Origin of the sequence: Bacillus cereus group sp. BfR-BA-01383 (assembly GCF_022663495.1) — a bacterium.
Taxonomy (GTDB): Bacteria; Bacillota; Bacilli; order Bacillales; family Bacillaceae_G; genus Bacillus_A; species Bacillus_A cereus_AU.
In genome coordinates, this window is sequence record NZ_JAKUFP010000009.1 from 13748 (window position 1) to 33244 (window position 19497).

The window sequence follows — 19497 nt, forward strand, 5'->3', positions numbered from 1 at the left end:
TGTTTCACTTGTATACTAGGTATAACTAATTTCCTTTATTTTATCCAATTCCAACACAAAAAAATAAAGTGGTATTTCACCACTTTATTTTGCGTATTCCACTGCACGTGTTTCACGAATAACAGTTACTTTAATATGTCCTGGGTAATCCAGTTCATTTTCAATACGTTTTCGAATATCACGAGCTAAACGATGAGCTTCTAAGTCATCAATTGTATCTGGTTTTACCAGAATACGAACTTCACGTCCTGCTTGAATTGCGAAAGATTTTTCTACACCTTCATAAGACTCTGAAATCTCTTCTAGCTTTTCAAGACGACGAATATAGTTCTCAAGTGTTTCACTACGAGCTCCCGGTCTTGCAGCTGATAATGCATCTGCTGCTGCAACTAAAACTGCAATGATAGAAGTTGGTTCTGTGTCACCATGGTGAGATGCAATACTGTTTATAACTACAGGATGCTCTTTATATTTCGTTGCGAGTTCAACACCAATTTCAACGTGACTACCTTCTACCTCATGATCAATCGCTTTTCCGATATCATGTAATAGACCAGCACGTCTTGCTAGTTTTTCATCCTCACCAAGCTCCGCTGCCATAAGGCCAGTTAAATATGCAACTTCCATAGAGTGTTTTAAGACGTTTTGTCCATAACTTGTACGGTATTTTAAACGACCTAAAATCTTAATTAAATCTGGATGTAATCCGTGAACACCCACTTCAAACGTTGTTTGCTCTCCGACTTCACGAATATACTCGTCCACTTCACGTCTTGATTTTTCGACCATCTCTTCAATACGCGCTGGGTGAATACGTCCGTCCTGTACTAGTTTATCAAGAGCGATACGAGCTGTTTCACGACGAATTGGATCGAATCCAGAAAGGATAACCGCTTCTGGTGTATCATCGATAATAAGGTCAATACCTGTTAACGTTTCTAACGTACGAATATTACGACCTTCACGTCCGATAATACGTCCCTTCATTTCGTCATTTGGAAGATTTACAACCGAAACGGTTGTTTCAGCAACATGATCAGCTGCACATCTTTGCATAGCAAGAGATAAAATCTCTTTTGCCTTCTTATCCGCTTCTTCTTTCGCACGAACTTCACTTTCTTTTACCATAACGGCAATTTCATGAGAAACTTCACTTTCTACTTTACCAAGAATAATTGCTTTCGCTTGTTCGCGTGTCAGATTGGAAATGCGCTCTAATTCTGTTTGTTGCTTTTGAACTAACTCTCCCACTTTGCTTTCCAACTCTTCAATCTGCTGTTGTCTCGCTACAAGAGAATCCTCTTTCTTTTCTAACTGTTGCTCGCGCTTATCGAGCGTTTCGTCTTTTCGATCAAGGTTCTCCTCTTTTTGCATTAAACGATTTTCTTGTTTTTGTAATTCGCTTCTACGGTCACGAATTTCTAATTCAGCTTCTGTACGAAGTGTATGAATTTCATCCTTTGCTTCTAAAAGCGCTTCTTTCTTAAGTGCTTCAGCATCACGATTCGCTTCGTCTAGAATACGTTTTGCTTCATTAGCTGCACCATTAATCTTCGCTTCAGCAATAGACTTTCGAACAAAAAAGCCAACAACTGCACCGACTGTTGCAAGCAAAATGGAGATGAGTATCCAAACTGTACTACTCATGATTTCACCTCCCCTTGCTATGAATGAAAAAAGACTGTCGGCATGTACATTGAATTTCAACGTACAGCAAAGACCGTCGTCCCGCTTTTTTAAGGGACTTTCTTCATTTCACAATTAAAATGTCATATTATTATTTCGGCAAGATTTAAGTCTTACTCCGAATATTACTTCTCTTCTTGAGAAGAGTGTATCGTATATAAGAAAAAATATACATTCTCATTGTATCTATCGCAATTTTCATTGTCAAGCGTTGTCTACTTTTACTTTCTTTACCTTCAGCCCTGAATCTTATATGGATTTAAAAAACAGACGGCATATTATCCTGGAAAACCTTAGTAAACCCCAATTTATTCCGTTAAAACATATAAATATTCCCCTATACACATTGCCTTTTGGATAGAATAAATATTTTATCTCTAGCGATATACAACGCTTTCATAATGCATTAAAAAATAAAAGACACGCTCCCGTGTCTTTTATTTTTTAATCTTGAAGAGTTGCATCTTCCGTGTCTTCAACACCAGAATCTTCACCAATTCCGTGATGTTCACGAACAAAGAAGGCAATTTCTTCTCTTAAATCCGTATTCTCTTTTAAGAATTGCTTCGAATTTTCACGACCTTGCCCTAAGCGTTCTTCATTATAAGAGTACCAAGCACCGCTCTTTTGAACGATATCAAGTTCAGAAGCCATATCTAAGATTTCGCCTTCTCTTGAAATACCTTCTCCGTACATAATATCAACTTCAGCAACACGGAATGGTGGTGCTACTTTATTTTTAACTACTTTTACTTTCGTTTTATTACCAACGATGTCGTTACCTTGCTTTAATTGCTCAGCACGACGTACTTCAAGACGAACAGTTGAATAGAATTTCAACGCACGACCACCTGGAGTTGTTTCTGGGTTCCCGAACATAACCCCAACTTTTTCACGAATTTGGTTAATAAAGATTGCGATTGTTTTTGATTTGTTGATTGCACCTGAAAGCTTACGAAGTGCTTGTGACATTAAACGTGCTTGTAAACCAACGTGAGAGTCACCCATGTCCCCTTCGATTTCCGCTTTTGGTACAAGTGCTGCTACAGAGTCAATTACGATAATATCAACCGCGCCACTTCGTACAAGTGCTTCTGCGATTTCTAGTCCTTGTTCCCCTGTATCAGGCTGTGATAATAGTAATTCATCTATGTTAACACCTAATTTTTGTGCATATACAGGATCCATCGCATGCTCCGCATCAATGAACGCCGCTTGTCCACCTTGACGCTGCACTTCTGCAATTGCGTGTAATGAAACTGTTGTTTTACCTGAACTTTCAGGTCCGTAAATTTCGATAATACGGCCGCGTGGGTATCCGCCTACCCCTAGTGCCACATCAAGTGCTAAAGAACCACTTGAAATCGTAGAAACTCTACGCTCCGCTTGTTCTCCTAATTTCATAATTGAACCTTTACCGAATTGCTTCTCTATTTGTTTTAACGCCATATCTAATGCCGCTTGACGATCACTCATTCAAAATTCCTCCTTAACTGAATTGCTAATCTTATTATACCTATTTTCAATTCAATTTGCCAACAAAAATCGAACATTTATTCGTTTTTTTTATTTTCCATCAAATAAAACTGAATTTAGTCATAAAAAAAGCTAGAAGAAACTTATATCTCTTCTAGCTTTTTATATAAATGATAAAATCCATATTTTGCCGATCGTTCCCTTATTTGTTGACGACTCCCACTTAAATTAAGAGGAAAGACTACAGTTCGTTCATCCTTAATCGCCAAGCCAACAAATACTGTTCCCGGCTCTTTATGTTCTGAAGCGTCTGGTCCTGCTACCCCAGTGAAACTAACTCCGATATCTGCTTTTAATAATCCTTTAACATTTTCCGCAAGATAACGAGCACATTCTTTACTAACCGCACCATCACTATGCAACACTTCTTCAGGCACATGTAAAATATGCTGTTTCACATCATTATGATAACAAATAACACCGCCTTTAAATACTGAAGACACACCAGCATGTTCTGTTACTTGATTTCCGAAGAGACCACCTGTTAAACTTTCTGCACACGCTAAAGTTAATCCTTTTTTCTTCAATAACTCTATCACCTTATGATGCAGAAATTCTTGGTCATATCCGTAGAAAAATTCTCCTACTCTTTCTAAAATCAAATCTTCCACATGCTGAATTAGCTTCTCCGCCTCATCAACATTTTGATGTTTCGCAGTTAAGCGCAATGTCACTTCTCCATCATTTGCGAGTGGGGCGATTGTCGGGTTTGTTTGCCCATCAATTAAATCTTGAACTTTCACCTCTAATTGGGACTCCCCGATACCAAAAAAGCGAAGCACTCGAGAATAAATGTTTTCTCCCGTTGTAAAGTTACGTAAAAACGGTTCTACATAACTTGCATACATCGGCTTCATCTCTTTCGGTGGTCCTGGTAATAAAATATAAACTTTTCCATTCTTATTTAAACCCATGCCAGGTGCCATACCGTGATCATTCGCAAATACTGTCGATCCATTTAAAACGAGCGCCTGCTTTTTATTATTCTCCGTAAATTCACGGCCTGTACGCTTAAAATAATCGCTTATCGATGTTAATGCCTTTTCATCATACACAAGCTCTTCACCTAAGCTAGACGCTATCGTTTCTTTCGTTAAATCATCTTTTGTCGGTCCTAATCCACCTGTGAAAATAAGCATATCAGCGCGTTCTTCAGCAACTTCAATTGCCTTCTGTAATCTCTTGTTATTATCACCAACGACAGTATGATAATACACATTAATTCCGATTGAAGCTAACTTTTCAGATAAAAACTGGGCATTTGTATTTGCAATTTGTCCAAGTAATAATTCCGTTCCAACCGCAATAATTTCAGCATTCATCCCAATTCCCCCATAAACTTCTATTTTGAGTTTACAAAAGCAGCTCTATTTTTCCAGAAATAATCCCATCCTGAAATAACAGTAAAGAATAGTGCAATCCATATAAAAATATCAGCAACCGGAATATGGATTAAATTTAAAGGTACATCGTGTAATAAATATGCTGCAATCGCGATAATTTGTGTCCAAGTCTTAATTTTCCCTAGCTGATTTGCTGCAACTACTTCTCCTGTTCCAGCAAGTACAAGACGTAAACCTGTTACTGCAAACTCACGGCTTATAATTACAATGACGATCCAAGCAGGTACGTATTGCATCTCTACTAATGTGATAAGTGCTGCCGAAACAAGTAATTTATCTGCTAACGGGTCAAGGAATTTCCCTAAGTTTGTTACAAGATTATACTTTCTTGCGTAATGTCCATCAATCCAATCTGTAGCTGAAGCAACAATAAAGATCAGCGCTCCTACTAAATGTTGAATTGGCAAATCAACATCACCAATTCTATATGAGCCCCAATTAAAGGGCGCTAACATAATTACCATAAAAATTGGGATTAAGAAGATTCTAGATATTGTAATTTTATTTGGTAAATTCACAGCTATTCCTCCATCATATCAAAAACATTTGTTCATTGAAAAAAGTCATCGAAGCGATGACTGTTATTGTGCAGGTTGATTTATCCCTAGATTTTTAATCAAGAATTTTTGATGATAATTCTCTTCTGGATTCAACGGGAATGAAACGACTTGGCCATTCAATTTAAATTCAACATTCGGTGCACTTCCTATATTAAGGTTTACCTCTTTCGCTGTTGATAAATCATATTTTTGGGTCTGGCCTTCCTCTATTGTACCACTAAAGATATCATTTCCTGCCTCATTTTTAATACCTACGTAACTTGCGCCTTTTGTTGTAATTTCTAGCTCTAACGTTTTATTATTATGAATTTCCAAAGTGGATTCCTTTCCAGTTGTCCCAACTACTTTTATCTCTTGCTGTCCAGTTGGTTGCGCTGGTTGTTCCTCTTTCTTTGGTTCTTCTTTTTTAGGTTCTTCTTTCTTTGGTTCCTCTTTTTTAGGCTCTTCCGCTTTCGCTTCTTCTTTTTTCGTATCTAGTGGAGAATTTTCCGCTTTTTTAACTTCAATTTTCTCACTTTGAGCACTCGGAACTTTCTCCTCATCTTTTCCAGTTAATGCTTGAAAAACAAACCAAACTACCACTCCAAATGCGATTACTAACAACGCAATCAACATTTTCGGCATATGATCTGCAATTGGCCATGATGAAGATTTTTGCATTGTTTCTTGTGTTTTTTGTCCAGTTGATACTTGTGGGACTTCACGTTTTTCAGATTGTGGTATCGTACTCTGATATTCTACAAGCAGTTCTTCTCCATTTAATCCAATCGCATCTGCGTATTGTTTAATGAACGCACGCGCATAAAAAGCTCCTGGCAATACATCATAATTGCCTTCTTCAATCGCTATTAAATGGCGTTTTTGAATTTTTGTAATCTCATGCAGCTGATCAATAGACAAGCCTTTCGCTTCTCTTACTTCTTTCAGCTTTTGTCCTAATTCTGTCACTACTAACACCTCAATATTTCTTTAAAAGTCAAACATAGAGAAATTATTTTGCGTACCTTGCTCAATTTCATCTACTAAATTATATTGAATTTCTTCATCATAATCGTTACGCAATTCGATAATATAATCAAAATCATCCAATGTGTATTCTGACTGACTCACAAACACATCAGGATGTTCCACAACTTTCGTTGCAGGCAATCTCATAATTTCACGAACAAGTTGCCAATGTCTTTCATTCGCACGCTTTGTTGACACAATTCCATCTAGGATGAAAATATTATCGTCGCTATACTCATCTTCAATCAATTGGCTACGAACAGTTTGCTTAATAAGAGTAGATGATACGAATAACCATTTCTTATTTGCACACACACTTGCGGCAACAATAGATTCTGTTTTTCCAACACGAGGCATTCCTCGTATCCCAATTAGTTTATGACCTTCTTTTTTCATTATTTCCGCCATAAAATCTACCAGTAATCCTAATTCATCACGCACAAATCGAAATGTTTTCTTATCATCTGCATCTCGTTGGATGTACCTGCCATGTCTAACCGCTAGCTTATCTCTTAACTTTGGCGGACGATATTTCGTTACCGTTATGTTATCCATCGTATTTAAAATTGATTCAAGTCTAGAGATTTGCTCTTGATTATCACACATAAGAAGTAACCCACGTCGTGCATTATCTACACCATTAATTGTGACAATATTAATGCCGAGCATACCGATTAACGAAGAAACGTCACCAAGCAAGCCAGGTCGGTTTTTATGTATTTCATATTCAAAATACCATTCAATCATCCAAGATCACTCCCCTTGCTTACTTTACACCTACGTACTATATTATATGATTTCACCTTAATAGGGAAGCTAAATGTATAATCTATCCTGTGTAATTATTATACAAAAAAAATAGAGAGGAGAATCTCCTCTCTATTTTTACTTATGTTGTACAAACTTCACCATTAAATTTGCGATTGTATGTTGCTCTTGTTCATCAGCAACTTTCCAAAGCTCAGACAATAATTTTTCTTGATCATTGCGCGCTTCTACTTCATTTGCTAAATAATCACCAACACGAAATGCCATATCTGATACGGCACCACCATCAAGCCCTTTTCCTCCCGCTTGTTCTAAACGTTCTCCTAAAAAGCTCTTCCACTGATCAAAATTATCTAACACTGACATGTTTAAGCACCTCACTATTGAGTAATAGAATCATGCTTAATTTGTACAATTTCTTGTTTTTTTATGTAAATATTTTTAGCAATGCCAACCGCCATTGACTCCAATAATTTGCCCGGTAATATAAGAAGCTCCTGGAGAAACAAGGAAGGAGACTGTTTTTGCTACCTCTTCCGGTAGTCCTATTCTACCTAATGGAATATCTTCAGCAATTCCAATTTTTTCTTCTTCAGAAAAGACACTTAACATTTCAGTTTCAATTGCCCCTGGCGCTACTGCATTCACACGTATTCCACTTAAAGAAACCTCTTTCGCTAAAGCTTTTACATAAGAGTTTTGTGCTCCCTTTACCATTGAATATAGTACTTCACAAGAAGCACCTATTTGCCCCCATATAGACGAAACAATTACAATATTACCACTTCTCCTCCCAATCATAGGTGGAAGTGCCATTGAAAGCAGTTTATATACATTCTTCACTTGAAGTTCTACCATATAATCCAATTCGTCGTTTGTTACATCTGTTACTAGTCCAAAGATACTCTTCCCAGCTGCGTATACAATCACATCAATAGGATGTTCAATTTGTTTCCACAATTGCTCGGCCCCATCACTAGAAGCTAAATTAGCTTTAACAGGGATTACTCCATCCCATTCCTTCTGTAACTCAATTACCTTCTCTTCACTGTTATTGTAATGAACATAAACTGTATATCCATCTTGAATTAATTGTTTCGAAATAGCAGAGCCAATCCCTCCGCTCCCTCCAGTTACTAACGCATACTTTTTCATAAATTCCCTCTCTTATCTCTACAAGTTCAATTTTCACACAACTAAATAATACCCTCATCTTACAATTTTTCAATAATAAGATGAGGGTATCTTTAAAATTTTATTTTTTCGGTAAAACCTGACAAACGCTCATTTGTTCTTCTGATAATAATATTTTTGCTACTTCCTGTAAGTCTTGAACGGTTAGCCCTTCTAATACAGTCAATGCATCGAATAGGCTAGATTCATTAAACGCATATCGTGTAAACTGATTTGCAATATATTCCGGTGAATTCAACGAGCGTAAAAAACCACCAATTTTCTTTTTCTTCACTCGCTCTAATGCTGCTTCATCTAATTGATCATAATTTGTTTTTAATAAAATACCTTTCAAACGTTCTGCCAATTCATCTGGTTGCTTCGTATCGCCGCCAACCATCGCAAAACCGAAGTTATTTTCTTCCGTATAGTCATACGAGAACGAATCATCAATAAGCCCTTCATTATATAAAGATTCGTAATCAACGGAACTTTTTCCAAATAAATAATCTAAAAGTAAAGTAAGCGCAATTTCTTGCTTTAAAAGAGCTTTCCCTTTTTCTTTTAAATTTGTCGCTTTAATACCTACTAAACATTTCGGTGTTTGTACAGGCATTGAAATAATTTTTTTCTTTTCATTTACCTCATCTGGTTCTTCTTCAAATGAACGTACAATTTCTGGTTGGTTTTTATAATCTTTTTTCGCTTGATTTTCACGTATTAAATCCATTGTTTTCTCTGGATCAATTGCACCAACAACAAATAATAACATATTACTTGGATGATAAAATGTTTCATAACATTCATATAATAAATCTTTCGTAATTTTACTAATAGACTCGATTGTTCCTGCAATATCAATTTTAATTGGGTGCTTTACAAACAAACTATCAATTAACCCAAAGTATAAACGCCAATCTGGATTATCTTGATACATTTGAATTTCCTGTCCGATAATCCCTTTCTCTTTTTCAACGGTTTTTTCAGAGAAGTAAGGCTCTTGTACGAAGTTTAACAATGTATTTAAATTTTGTTCTACATTTGATGTACATGAAAAAAGGTAAGCTGTTCGTGCGAAAGATGTAAAAGCATTTGCCGATGCCCCTTGTTTACTAAACAATTGGAAAGCATCATGATCTTCTTTTTCAAACAATTTATGCTCAAGAAAATGAGCAATTCCATCAGGCACACGAATCATTTCTTCTTTACCTAATGGTACAAATGTATTATCCATAGAACCATATTTCGTCGTAAACGTCGCAAATGTTTTATTAAACCCTTGCTTCGGTAAAACGTATACATCTAATCCATTAGGAAGTTTTTCATAATAGAGCGTCTCTTTTAATTGCTCATAAACTATTTTCTCCATTTATTCTCCCTCCGTTCCATGTAAAAAGTAAATTGTATCTAGTTCAATATTTTTAGCAATTTTCACAATTTCTTCTTTCGTCACACTTTCAATACCAGTAAGCCATTCTTCAACTGGACGCGTACGATCTGAAATAATGCCATGATACAGCATTTCCACAAATCCACGTGGTGTATCAATCGCCTCTAAAATTTGATTTTGAATGACACTTTTTGTTTGATGCATCTCTTCTTCAGAAAAATCTCCGTTTTGCATCGCCAGCATTTGTTCTTTAATAATCTCAACTGCTTTTTCATAATTTTTCGCTTCGATTCCTGACATAACAAACAATAAGCCTTTATGACTTTCAAAGCGTGATGCTGCATAGTACGCTAAACTATTCTTTTCACGAACATTTACGAATAACTTCGAGTGAGAAAATCCTCCAAACAATCCATTGAACAATTGCAGTGCAAAATAATCTTCATCTTTATACGTGACAAACGTACGATAACCAATGTGTAATTTACTTTGTTTTAATTCTTGTTTTTCAACAACTTCTTTTTCTTCATTATTTCGCTTATGAAGAAGTACATTTCTCTCTTTCACAGGACGCGGTGAGATAGAAAAATACTTACTTACAAGATCGACTGCGTTTTCTGAAATATCGCCAATAATATAAAGATCCATTTCATCTTCCGCTAACACTTTTTGATAATATTGATACAGACTTTCATTTGTAATAGAAGAAACACTTTCTTTTTTTCCATTTGCACTTAAGCGGTATGGTTCTACTTTACACATTTCTTCAATTAAACGTTCATTTGCATAACGCATTTTATCATCATAAGTAGCTTCAATTCGCTGTAAGAGCGCTCTTTTTTCACTTTCTACAATAGAGGGTAAAAAACCATTTCCTTCCGTTGCCGGGTGCAAAACAATATCTGATAACATAGAAAGCGCTTTTTCAAATAACGGTGGTGCATCATGTAAATATACTTCATTTGCAATGTCTACATAAATGGAGATGATATGGTCTTCTCCTTTTTTACTTACATCCACCGCTAAAGAAGACCCGTATAATTCTTCTAAATATTGACGAAGACGAATTACAGAAGGCAATTTTTCTGTCGCACTTTGCAATACGTATGGCAATAGGGCACGCTCTGTCACCGTCTCCTCATTTAAAGGCGCTTTAAAACGAAATACAAAGGTATTCGTTTTATATTTATCAGTCGGAATAATATGTACGCGCAAACCACCTAACTCATGTAGTTGTTGTTCCATTAGTTTCATTTATAGCCCTCCTTTACGTATATAGGAATATTCCTCTTCAATATACAGTTTTTAGAAATAAAAAATCAACTTTTCTTCCTTATTATGCTTACAAACGACTCTTTCTAAAAACTTTAATATGTAAGGAACATCGTAAAACTCCGTATTACATATATTCTATGTAAAAAAGCCCGCACTAATGTGCGAGCTTTTCTTATACTTTCTAAATACTCATCGTTTTCCTTTTTCATAAGGCGTTCCTAATGCTTTCGGAGCTTCAGATCGGCCTACAAAACCGACAAGTGCTAATATTGTGAATACATACGGTAATATCGTTAATAAAACACTTGGAATTTGGTCTAATACAGGAATTGTTCCGCCAGTTACACTAAGAGACTGCGCAAAACCAAAGAATAGAGCTGCACCTAATGCACCTAGTGGATTCCACTTTCCAAAAATCATAGCAGCTAAAGCTAAGAAACCTTGTCCTGTAATAGTTGCTCCTGAGAAGTTATTAGAAATTGACATTGCAAAAATCGCCCCACCGATTCCAGCAAACACCCCTGATATACAAACTGCAATATAACGCATTTTATATACATTAATCCCCATCGTATCCGCTGCCATTGGGTGTTCACCAACAGCACGTAGACGAAGCCCGAACGGCGTTTTATAAATAACATACCAAACAACGAATGCTAAAATAATGGCAATATACGACGTTATTGGTACGTTTGAGAAGAATATTTTCCCTATAACCGGAATATCCGAAAGGCCTGGAATGTCAATCTTTTCAATACGATACTGAATAAAGTCAGTCTGTCCTTTATCAAAAATCTTCTTAATTGCAAATACTGTTAAACCAAGAGATAAGAAGTTAATCGCTACACCACTTACAACTTGATCAGCTCGGAATGTAATAGATGCTACCGCATGAAGTAATGCGAATAATCCACTACCAATTGCCGCAAATAATAATGCAATCCACGGAGTCATCGTTCCCCAAGTATCGCCCATTAATAGGTTTGTAACAACTCCAATAAATGCACCAAATATCATTAGTCCTTCTAATCCAATATTTACAACACCCGATCGTTCACTAAATACACCACCTAGTGCTGTGAAAATTATAGGTGCTGATGTATATAACGTACCCGTCACAAGAATGGCTAATATATCTAAAAAGCTCATTTATTTCCCCTCCTTGCTCATGCGTGTAAGCGCCCATCTTAGCACATAACTACATGCAACAAAGAAGATGATGCACGCAATAATTACGTTAATAAGCTCTGATGGTACATCTGCCTCAAAGTTCATTTGAGGGGAAGCACTTTTCAAACCACCAAATAATAATGCTGAAAGAATAATACCAAACGGGTTATTTCCTCCAAGGAGCGCTACGGCAATCCCGTCAAATCCTACTCCTGTAAACGAAGACATCGCTGTCATGCTTTGGAATGTTCCTAGCCCTTCCATTGCTCCACCAATCCCTGCAAATGCACCAGCAATTGTCATGGAGATTACTACATTACGAGAAACTTTCATACCTGCATATTGAGAAGCATGTTGATTAAATCCTACTGACTTTAATTCGTAACCTAAAGTTGTTCGATCTAATAAGAACCACATTAAGATAGCTACTAAAATAGCCACAACAATTCCCCAGTGAAGGCGTGAACCATCGGTAATGGAAGCAAGCCAATCTGAAGATAATGACGCACTCTCTTTAATATCGTACGTTTTATCATTACCCTCGTGTAAGAAACGCTTAATAATGTCATATGTTACATATAACGCGATATAGTTCATCATAATTGTTACAATAACTTCATTAACTTGAAACTTTCCCTTTAAATATCCAGGGATGAAACCCCAAATCCCGCCTACCAATGCTGCGAATAAAATAGATAATGGAATATGAAGGAAAGCTGGTAGTGAGACTGCATAACCGAACCAAACCGCTGCAAGCCAACCAACTAACAATTGACCCTCTACCCCGATATTAAATAAACCTGTACGAAATGCAAACGCCACTGATAATCCAGCAAGAATAAGCGGTATCATTGTACGAAGCGTCTCACCAATCGCACTTGCGCTACCAAACATCCCCGTCCAAAGTGCACTATAACCAACAATTGGGTCATAGCCACTAACTAGCATTACAATTGCTCCTACAAGTAGACCGAAAATAACGGATAGTACTGGGACTAAAATATTTATCGTTCGTTCTGTTAAAAGTTTTTTAGCCATTTGTACCCACCTGCTCCTTCTTTGTTCCTCCAGCCATTAACAATCCAAGCTGTTGTTCATTCGTTTCTTTCGCATCAACAATTGCTACAATTTTCCCTTCATAAATAACAGCAATTCGATCGCTAACATTTAAGATTTCCTCTAACTCTAGTGATAAAAGTAATACACCTTTTCCTTTATCTCTTTGCTCTATTAATCTCTTATGAATAAATTCAATTGCGCCTACATCTAAGCCACGTGTTGGCTGTGCTGCAATTAACAAATCTGGATCACGGTCTACTTCACGTGCAATAATTGCCTTTTGCTGGTTTCCTCCAGATAGTGCACGAGCTAACGTTTGCTCACCAGGTGTACGTACATCAAACTGCTCAATAAGCGCCTTTGCTTTTTCTGTAATTTTGCTGAAATTTAAAATCCCTTTCTTTGAAAACGGATTTTTATAGTACGTTTGCAGAACTATATTATCTCTAACAGAAAAATCAAGAACGAGTCCGTGTTTATGACGATCTTCTGGAATATGACCAATTCCTTCTTCTGTTATTCTTCTAACAGGCCAATTCGTTATTTCTTTCCCTTTAATTGCAATAGAACCTGACTCAACTTTTCGTAAACCAGTAATTGCTTCTATTAATTCACTTTGTCCATTTCCATCAATCCCTGCAATACCAACAATCTCCCCCGCACGAACAGTTAAGTCAAGGCCTTTTACAGCAGGTAGTTGACGCGCATCGTGAACAACAAGGTTTGCAATTGAAAGTACCTCTTCTTTTGGTTTCGCGTCTATTTTCTCTGTTTTAAAATTCACTTGACGTCCGACCATTAATTCTGCAAGTTTATGTTCATCCGTATTTACAACGTCAACGGTTCCAATCCCTTTTCCTTTGCGAATAATTGTACAACGATCGCAAACTTCCATAATTTCTTTTAACTTATGTGTAATAAGAATGATAGATTTTCCTTCTTGTACAAGCTTCTTCATAATTTGAATCAACTCATGTATTTCTTGAGGTGTTAACACAGCAGTCGGTTCATCAAATATTAAAATTCCCGCCCCGCGATACAATGTTTTCAAAATTTCAACACGCTGCTGCATACCTACAGAAATATCTTGTATTTTTGCATATGGATCCACAGATAAACCATATTGCTCAGACAGTTTTTGAATCTCTTTCGCAGCATCTTCAATAGCAATTTTCCCTTTTTTCTTCGGTTCATTTCCGAGAATAATATTCTCTGTAACTGTAAAATTATGAACAAGCATAAAGTGTTGATGGACCATTCCAATACCTAGGTCATTTGCTATATTCGGATTTGTAATTTTTACAGTTTTTCCTTTAATTTTAATTTCACCTTGTTCTGGTTGGTACAAACCAAATAGTACATTCATCAATGTGGATTTCCCTGCACCATTTTCTCCAAGTAAAGCATGTATTTCTCCCTGCTTTACTTGCAGCGTAATATCATCATTCGCTACAATGCCTGGGAATACTTTCGTAATGTTATTCATCTCAATTACGTATTCCATTGTGTTCCTCCTTTTAACAGGGAACATTCCCCTATTACACTATTAACTTATTAAGCAATTCGGAAGTTTTATACATACAAAGGTTAGTTCTATGAACTAACCTTTGCTATTTCTCTATTTATTTTTTTAGAGAAGCTTCATATTCTTTATACTCTTTATCTGTAGCTGGTACTTTAATTTCACCATCTGTAATTTTCTTTTCAAACTCTTCTACTTTTGTTAAAATTTCAGGGTTAACTTTTTTCACATTGTCAGTTGTTTTTGAAATACCAACACCGTCATCTTTTAAGCCAAACGCTTCTACTTTACCGCCTTCTAATTTACCGTCTTTTGCTTCTTGCGCTACTTTTTCTACAGCGATATCAACGCGTTTTACCATTGAAGTTAATGTTACGTTTTCAGGCATACCTTCTTGATTTTGGTCACGGTCAACACCGATTACCCAAACATTTTCACCTTTTTTCTTACGGTTTTTCGCTTCAGTAAATACTCCATTACCTGTACCACCAGCAGCATGATAAATTACATCTACACCTTGACCGTACATTGCCGACGCAAGAACTGTACCTTTTTCAGGTTTATCGAATGCTTCTGCATATTCAGATACAATTTCAATGTTTGGATTTACTGCTTTTGCACCAGCTTTAAATCCATTTTCAAATTTACTAATTAAGTCACTCTTCATTCCACCAACAAATCCTACTTTATTCGTTTTTGTTGACATAGCTGCCACCGCACCTACAAGGAATGATCCTTCATGATCTTTAAATGTAATACTCGTTACATTTGGTGCCTCTACTACAGTATCAACGATTGCAAATTGTTGTTTTGGAGATTCTTTTGCTACTTCTTTAATTGCACCTTCTAATTTATAACCAATTCCGAAAGTTAAATCATATTTATCTTTTGAGAATTTCTTTAAATTCGGAATATAATCAGCTTCTTTTTCAGACTGAAGATAACGATAATTTGTCTTTTCTTTTAAGTCATTATCTTTACCAAATTTTTGTAATCCTTCCCAAGAAGATTGGTTAAATGACTTATCATCAACGCCCCCAACGTCTGTTACCAAACCAACCTTGAAGTCTTTATTGTCTTTCGTGTCTTTCTTGTCACTGCTCGCCTTATCCGAGTTACCACATGCACCTAACACTGTACTTGCTGCTAACGTTAACGATAATAATAGACCTGTTTTTTTCTTCATACTAGAAACCCCTCCTAAAATGATATATATATCTTTATTCTTACGCTGCTGTCCCTAACTTCTTGCTGTCACCTCCCTAAAATGGAACTTACCTACATACGCTTTCTTAATACATGGAAGCTAAACTTATCAGCTCTAAAGTAATTGATAGAATACAAGATTGGTTCATCATTTTGATCATAATGCATTTGCTTTAGAACTAGCAGCGCTGTTTCAGGTTCACATTCTAAAATCGGTGAAATTTTCGGATGATAACCTATTGGCTCAATGTGAGCAACAGCGTACGTGATACGCTTGTGCGTATTATTATGTATAACAGTTAGCAACGATTCCTCATTGTATCCAGATAAATCTGGTAAAATCTCTTTTGCCAGTTTATCAACGCAATATACAACTGGTTCGCCATCTGCTGTACGCACACGCTCTATCATTACTGCATTAAATCCATCTTCACAATTAAATTTCTCTTTTTCTTCTTCTGTTAAAGTTGTTGTAGATGATGATAAAAAGATTGTTCCCGGTGTTTTCCCCACACTAGAAATCATATCTGTAATACTAGAAAGTTGCTCAATTCCAGAAGAAAACAACGGTTTCGCATTTACAAATGTCCCCACACCGTGTCTACGAATGACAACATTTTCTTCCTCTAAAATACGCAGTGCTTCCCTTAAAGTTGCTCTACTTACGCCAAGCTCTTTCGCTAAATCAAACTCTGATGGTAACTTTTGTCTTTCTTTGTAAGCTCCATCTTTAATTTTTTCTTTGATGTGATCTATCACCCGTAAGTATAGGTGACGACTATCGGATTTTACTGACATAAGACTCCCCCGCATTTCAATTATTCGACCTCTGATGTAAGACTTCTTTTCTCTTTTTTCAACTTACAACATAGCAAATTACTAAATACTAAAAATAAGCATAATTGTCGAATAAATATTAATAATTTTTCAAGAATAAATTTTCACTCTTTACTCTATAAAAAAACTTTGCACCATAAACATTCCTCATATCGAGAAAAAGTTCGGCACAAAGATCCTTTACATCCTTTGTTACACACTTTTCCCCTCATAGTCCAGCAATTCATGGTTGCCAGGTAGAAACTTATGGACCTTATCTCCAAGATTATATGAGGCAGTGATTCTTTTCGAAGTAATCTTACCACTTGCTCCCATACGTGTCAACAAAATCTAACATTTTTCTACATTGAATATCGAACGTTTATAAAAATTATAATCATAGTATTCGTATTCTAAAGAATCGCCCTAAATGTAAGCCCTTTCTTTATCAATGACTATAGTATATAACAAAAACAGCATATAAAAAAGCCTAATTGTAAAAACAATTAGGCTTTTTTTTAAGAACTTTTTTCTTGTACATCATTAATGAGCACTTCTCTCGGTTTACTACCTTCATAAGGACCTACTACACCGTTCATTTCCATTGCATCAATTAAACGAGCAGCTCGCGTATAACCTACTCTAAACCTACGTTGCAGCATAGAAACAGATGCCGTTTGCATTTCCACTACAAGCTGAACTGCTTCATCATATAATTCATCTTCTACTTCCCGCTTTGTATCAGGAACATCTTGCGGAATCATATCTTCTTGATACTGTGCTTTTTGCTGTCCAATAACATATTCTACAACTCTTTCAACTTCATCATCTGATAAAAATGCCCCTTGTACACGTACTGGCTTTGATGCACCAATAGGTATAAACAGCATATCTCCTCGACCTAGTAATTTCTCCGCGCCACCACCGTCAAGAATTGTACGGGAATCCGTTTGCGAAGATACAGCGAATGCAATACGTGATGGAATATTCGCTTTAATAACACCCGTAATAACATCAACTGACGGACGTTGCGTCGCTATAATTAAATGAATACCAGCAGCACGAGCCATTTGCGCTAGTCGCATAATCGCATCCTCTACATCTGAAGAAGCAACCATCATTAAGTCCGCTAACTCGTCCACAATTACTACAATATACGGTAATTCAGGTTGTTTTGCCTCTGATTGACTATTGTGTTCTTTAATATAATCATTATATCCTTCAATGTTACGTGTGCCACTATGAGCAAATAATTCATAACGACGCTCCATCTCACTCACAACTTTTTTCAAAGCTTGTGATGCCTTTTTCGGATCAGTCACAACTGGCGTTAATAAGTGCGGAACACCGTTATATACATTTAACTCTACCATTTTCGGATCGATCATCATCAATTTTACTTCATGCGGTTTTGCACGCATTAAAATACTAACAATAATACCGTTAATACATACACTTTTCCCACTACCAGTCGCACCAGCTACTAGTAAATGGGGCATTTTATTTAAACGAGCCAATACAGCTTCACCTGTAATATCTCGTCCAAGACCAATTAATAGCTTCTCTTCCGGGTGATTATTAGCCTTTGAATCCAGAACTTCTCTAAGCGTTACCATCGAAACTTCCGAATTTGGAACCTCAATCCCTACAGCTGATTTCCCGGGAATAGGTGCTTCAATACGAATATCTTTTGCCGCCAACGCAAGCGCTAAATCATCACTTAAACTAACAATTTTACTTACCTTCACTCCCATATCTGGATACACTTCATACTTCGTAACTGCCGGACCTCTATGCACTTTGGTTACTTTCGCTTTCACACCAAAACTTTGGAATGTCCGTTCTAATTTACGAGCATTCTCATAAATCTCCGCATTTTCATTTGTTACTTGTTTATTTTTTGGGAATTTCAATATCTCAAGAGAAGGAAGCTTATAGTCTTTATTTTCCACATTTGAAAATTGCATAGGAGGTGCTTGCGTTTCACTCTCTAGTGATTCAACGATTTTTCCTCCACGTTTCTTTTGCGGTTGCTCTACTGGCGTAGACGGAGCTGCCTCTTCAATAAACGGCGAAGTAATTAAGTCATTTTCATTTTCTTCTATACGCTCTTCCGTCTCTTCACTCACTGGATAGTTCTCAGTAAAGTTCGAAATAATTGGCGGCCCAATTTCTATCTCCTCTACTGGTTCAATAGCGTCTTCTCGCTCTACAGCACGTTCACGCCTTGTACTTCTTGTTGTTTTTTTCTTTTCTGTTTGTTCAGCGGTTCTTTTGGATCTCCAATCTTTATAATCCTCTTGCATCACTTCAAATTGACTTCTAAGAATTCTACCAACCGGAGCTAACACTTCTCCAATATGTTTATTTGTTATACAGAGTATTCCAAGAATCACTAAAATAATTCCAATGATATAGGCTCCTACTTCGTCAAATAGGAAGTAACATGTTGCAAACATAAGTGCACCAAACATACCACCGCCTAAATGAACGCTATCTGGCCCCTTTTTCATTTCAAGAAAGAAGTTATCTTTCGTACTCACAATAACAGAAGTATTTTGCACTGCTCCATCTTTCGTAAGAAGGTTAAATAATGTAATATGACTAAACATTAATATCGCCAATACAATTAAATAAACTCCGATTAACCGTTTATTTAAAAGGTTTGGCCATCCACGTTTTATAACAAACGAAACAGATAAAGCTATCACACCTAACACACCAATTATGTACCACTCACCAAAGAAGAAGCGAAAAAACAACACAAACGATTTTCCTACAACACCTAGCTGTAAAATCGTAATGATTGAAAGTGCAAAAAGAGTTAAACCGACGATTTCATAATACAAAGTTGGCTTTATCGTACGTCTTGCCTTTGCCTTCGTCCCTCTTTGCTTTTGTTTTGCCATTTCTTCACCTCACGTT

At 36.5% G+C, this 19497-nt stretch carries 16 protein-coding genes and 1 riboswitch; all 16 genes read right to left on the reverse strand.

Annotated features, from left to right (window positions below; genetic code table 11):
* Nucleotides 1–84: 84 nt before the first annotated feature.
* Nucleotides 85–1647, reverse strand: a complete 1563-nt coding sequence (rny, locus tag MR065_RS11185) for a ribonuclease Y (protein ID WP_097902907.1) — start codon at nt 1645–1647, stop codon at nt 85–87.
* A gap of 483 nt (nt 1648–2130) precedes the next feature.
* A complete protein-coding gene (gene recA, locus MR065_RS11190) occupies nt 2131–3162 on the reverse strand; it encodes a recombinase RecA (RefSeq protein ID WP_098990066.1) in 1032 nt (343 codons plus the stop codon).
* A gap of 143 nt (nt 3163–3305) precedes the next feature.
* Nucleotides 3306–4544, reverse strand: a complete 1239-nt coding sequence (gene cinA, locus MR065_RS11195; protein WP_242213705.1) for a competence/damage-inducible protein CinA — start codon at nt 4542–4544, stop codon at nt 3306–3308.
* 20 nt (nt 4545–4564) lie between these two features.
* Nucleotides 4565–5143, reverse strand: coding sequence for a CDP-diacylglycerol--glycerol-3-phosphate 3-phosphatidyltransferase (gene pgsA / locus MR065_RS11200; protein ID WP_098769144.1), 579 nt, complete (start codon nt 5141–5143; stop codon nt 4565–4567).
* 63 nt (nt 5144–5206) lie between these two features.
* Nucleotides 5207–6133, reverse strand: coding sequence for a helix-turn-helix domain-containing protein (locus MR065_RS11205; RefSeq protein ID WP_097902910.1), 927 nt, complete (start codon nt 6131–6133; stop codon nt 5207–5209).
* Between the two features lie 21 nt (nt 6134–6154).
* Nucleotides 6155–6940 (reverse strand): DUF3388 domain-containing protein, encoded by a 786-nt coding sequence (locus MR065_RS11210; protein ID WP_097902911.1) that lies wholly within the window; start codon nt 6938–6940, stop codon nt 6155–6157.
* A gap of 138 nt (nt 6941–7078) precedes the next feature.
* Nucleotides 7079–7327, reverse strand: coding sequence for a DUF3243 domain-containing protein (locus tag MR065_RS11215; RefSeq protein ID WP_000114449.1), 249 nt, complete (start codon nt 7325–7327; stop codon nt 7079–7081).
* A gap of 75 nt (nt 7328–7402) precedes the next feature.
* Nucleotides 7403–8116: an elongation factor P 5-aminopentanone reductase gene (ymfI, locus tag MR065_RS11220; RefSeq protein ID WP_097902912.1), complete on the reverse strand. Its 714-nt coding sequence runs from the start codon at nt 8114–8116 to the stop codon at nt 7403–7405.
* A 100-nt stretch (nt 8117–8216) separates the two neighbouring features.
* Nucleotides 8217–9503, reverse strand: a complete 1287-nt coding sequence (yfmH, locus tag MR065_RS11225; RefSeq protein WP_242213707.1) for an EF-P 5-aminopentanol modification-associated protein YfmH — start codon at nt 9501–9503, stop codon at nt 8217–8219.
* Nucleotides 9504–10778 (reverse strand): EF-P 5-aminopentanol modification-associated protein YfmF, encoded by a 1275-nt coding sequence (yfmF, locus tag MR065_RS11230; protein ID WP_097902914.1) that lies wholly within the window; start codon nt 10776–10778, stop codon nt 9504–9506.
* A 210-nt stretch (nt 10779–10988) separates the two neighbouring features.
* The gene (locus MR065_RS11235; protein ID WP_000008850.1) at nt 10989–11948 is read right to left on the reverse strand and encodes an ABC transporter permease; all 960 of its coding nucleotides are present in this window, start codon (nt 11946–11948) and stop codon (nt 10989–10991) included.
* On the reverse strand, nt 11949–13007 hold the full coding sequence (locus MR065_RS11240; RefSeq protein ID WP_097902915.1) for an ABC transporter permease: 1059 nt from the start codon (nt 13005–13007) through the stop codon (nt 11949–11951).
* On the reverse strand, nt 13000–14532 hold the full coding sequence (locus tag MR065_RS11245; protein ID WP_000456932.1) for an ABC transporter ATP-binding protein: 1533 nt from the start codon (nt 14530–14532) through the stop codon (nt 13000–13002). Before MR065_RS11245 ends, MR065_RS11240 begins: the two co-directional genes overlap by 8 nt.
* 118 nt (nt 14533–14650) lie before the next feature.
* The gene (locus MR065_RS11250) at nt 14651–15736 is read right to left on the reverse strand and encodes a BMP family lipoprotein (protein ID WP_000730602.1); all 1086 of its coding nucleotides are present in this window, start codon (nt 15734–15736) and stop codon (nt 14651–14653) included.
* A gap of 92 nt (nt 15737–15828) precedes the next feature.
* The gene (locus MR065_RS11255; RefSeq protein WP_000114180.1) at nt 15829–16554 is read right to left on the reverse strand and encodes a GntR family transcriptional regulator; all 726 of its coding nucleotides are present in this window, start codon (nt 16552–16554) and stop codon (nt 15829–15831) included.
* Nucleotides 16555–16784: 230 nt separating this feature from the next.
* A riboswitch (purine riboswitch) is annotated at nt 16785–16886 on the reverse strand.
* Nucleotides 16887–17090: 204 nt separating this feature from the next.
* Nucleotides 17091–19481, reverse strand: coding sequence for a DNA translocase FtsK (locus MR065_RS11260; RefSeq protein WP_242213709.1), 2391 nt, complete (start codon nt 19479–19481; stop codon nt 17091–17093).
* Nucleotides 19482–19497: the final 16 nt, after the last annotated feature.

What these genes read in the sequence shown, in the direction of transcription:
- rny (WP_097902907.1), bottom strand. Translation starts at nt 1,647, where the DNA reads ATGAGTAGTACAGTTTGGATACTCATCTCCATTTTGCTTGCAACAGTC.
- recA (WP_098990066.1), bottom strand. Translation starts at nt 3,162, where the DNA reads ATGAGTGATCGTCAAGCGGCATTAGATATGGCGTTAAAACAAATAGAG.
- cinA (WP_242213705.1), bottom strand. Translation starts at nt 4,544, where the DNA reads ATGAATGCTGAAATTATTGCGGTTGGAACGGAATTATTACTTGGACAA.
- MR065_RS11210 (WP_097902911.1), bottom strand. Translation starts at nt 6,940, where the DNA reads ATGATTGAATGGTATTTTGAATATGAAATACATAAAAACCGACCTGGC.
- MR065_RS11215 (WP_000114449.1), bottom strand. Translation starts at nt 7,327, where the DNA reads ATGTCAGTGTTAGATAATTTTGATCAGTGGAAGAGCTTTTTAGGAGAA.
- ymfI (WP_097902912.1), bottom strand. Translation starts at nt 8,116, where the DNA reads ATGAAAAAGTATGCGTTAGTAACTGGAGGGAGCGGAGGGATTGGCTCT.
- yfmH (WP_242213707.1), bottom strand. Translation starts at nt 9,503, where the DNA reads ATGGAGAAAATAGTTTATGAGCAATTAAAAGAGACGCTCTATTATGAA.
- yfmF (WP_097902914.1), bottom strand. Translation starts at nt 10,778, where the DNA reads ATGAAACTAATGGAACAACAACTACATGAGTTAGGTGGTTTGCGCGTA.
- MR065_RS11235 (WP_000008850.1), bottom strand. Translation starts at nt 11,948, where the DNA reads ATGAGCTTTTTAGATATATTAGCCATTCTTGTGACGGGTACGTTATAT.
- MR065_RS11240 (WP_097902915.1), bottom strand. Translation starts at nt 13,007, where the DNA reads ATGGCTAAAAAACTTTTAACAGAACGAACGATAAATATTTTAGTCCCA.
- MR065_RS11245 (WP_000456932.1), bottom strand. Translation starts at nt 14,532, where the DNA reads ATGGAATACGTAATTGAGATGAATAACATTACGAAAGTATTCCCAGGC.
- MR065_RS11250 (WP_000730602.1), bottom strand. Translation starts at nt 15,736, where the DNA reads ATGAAGAAAAAAACAGGTCTATTATTATCGTTAACGTTAGCAGCAAGT.
- MR065_RS11255 (WP_000114180.1), bottom strand. Translation starts at nt 16,554, where the DNA reads ATGTCAGTAAAATCCGATAGTCGTCACCTATACTTACGGGTGATAGAT.
- MR065_RS11260 (WP_242213709.1), bottom strand. Translation starts at nt 19,481, where the DNA reads ATGGCAAAACAAAAGCAAAGAGGGACGAAGGCAAAGGCAAGACGTACG.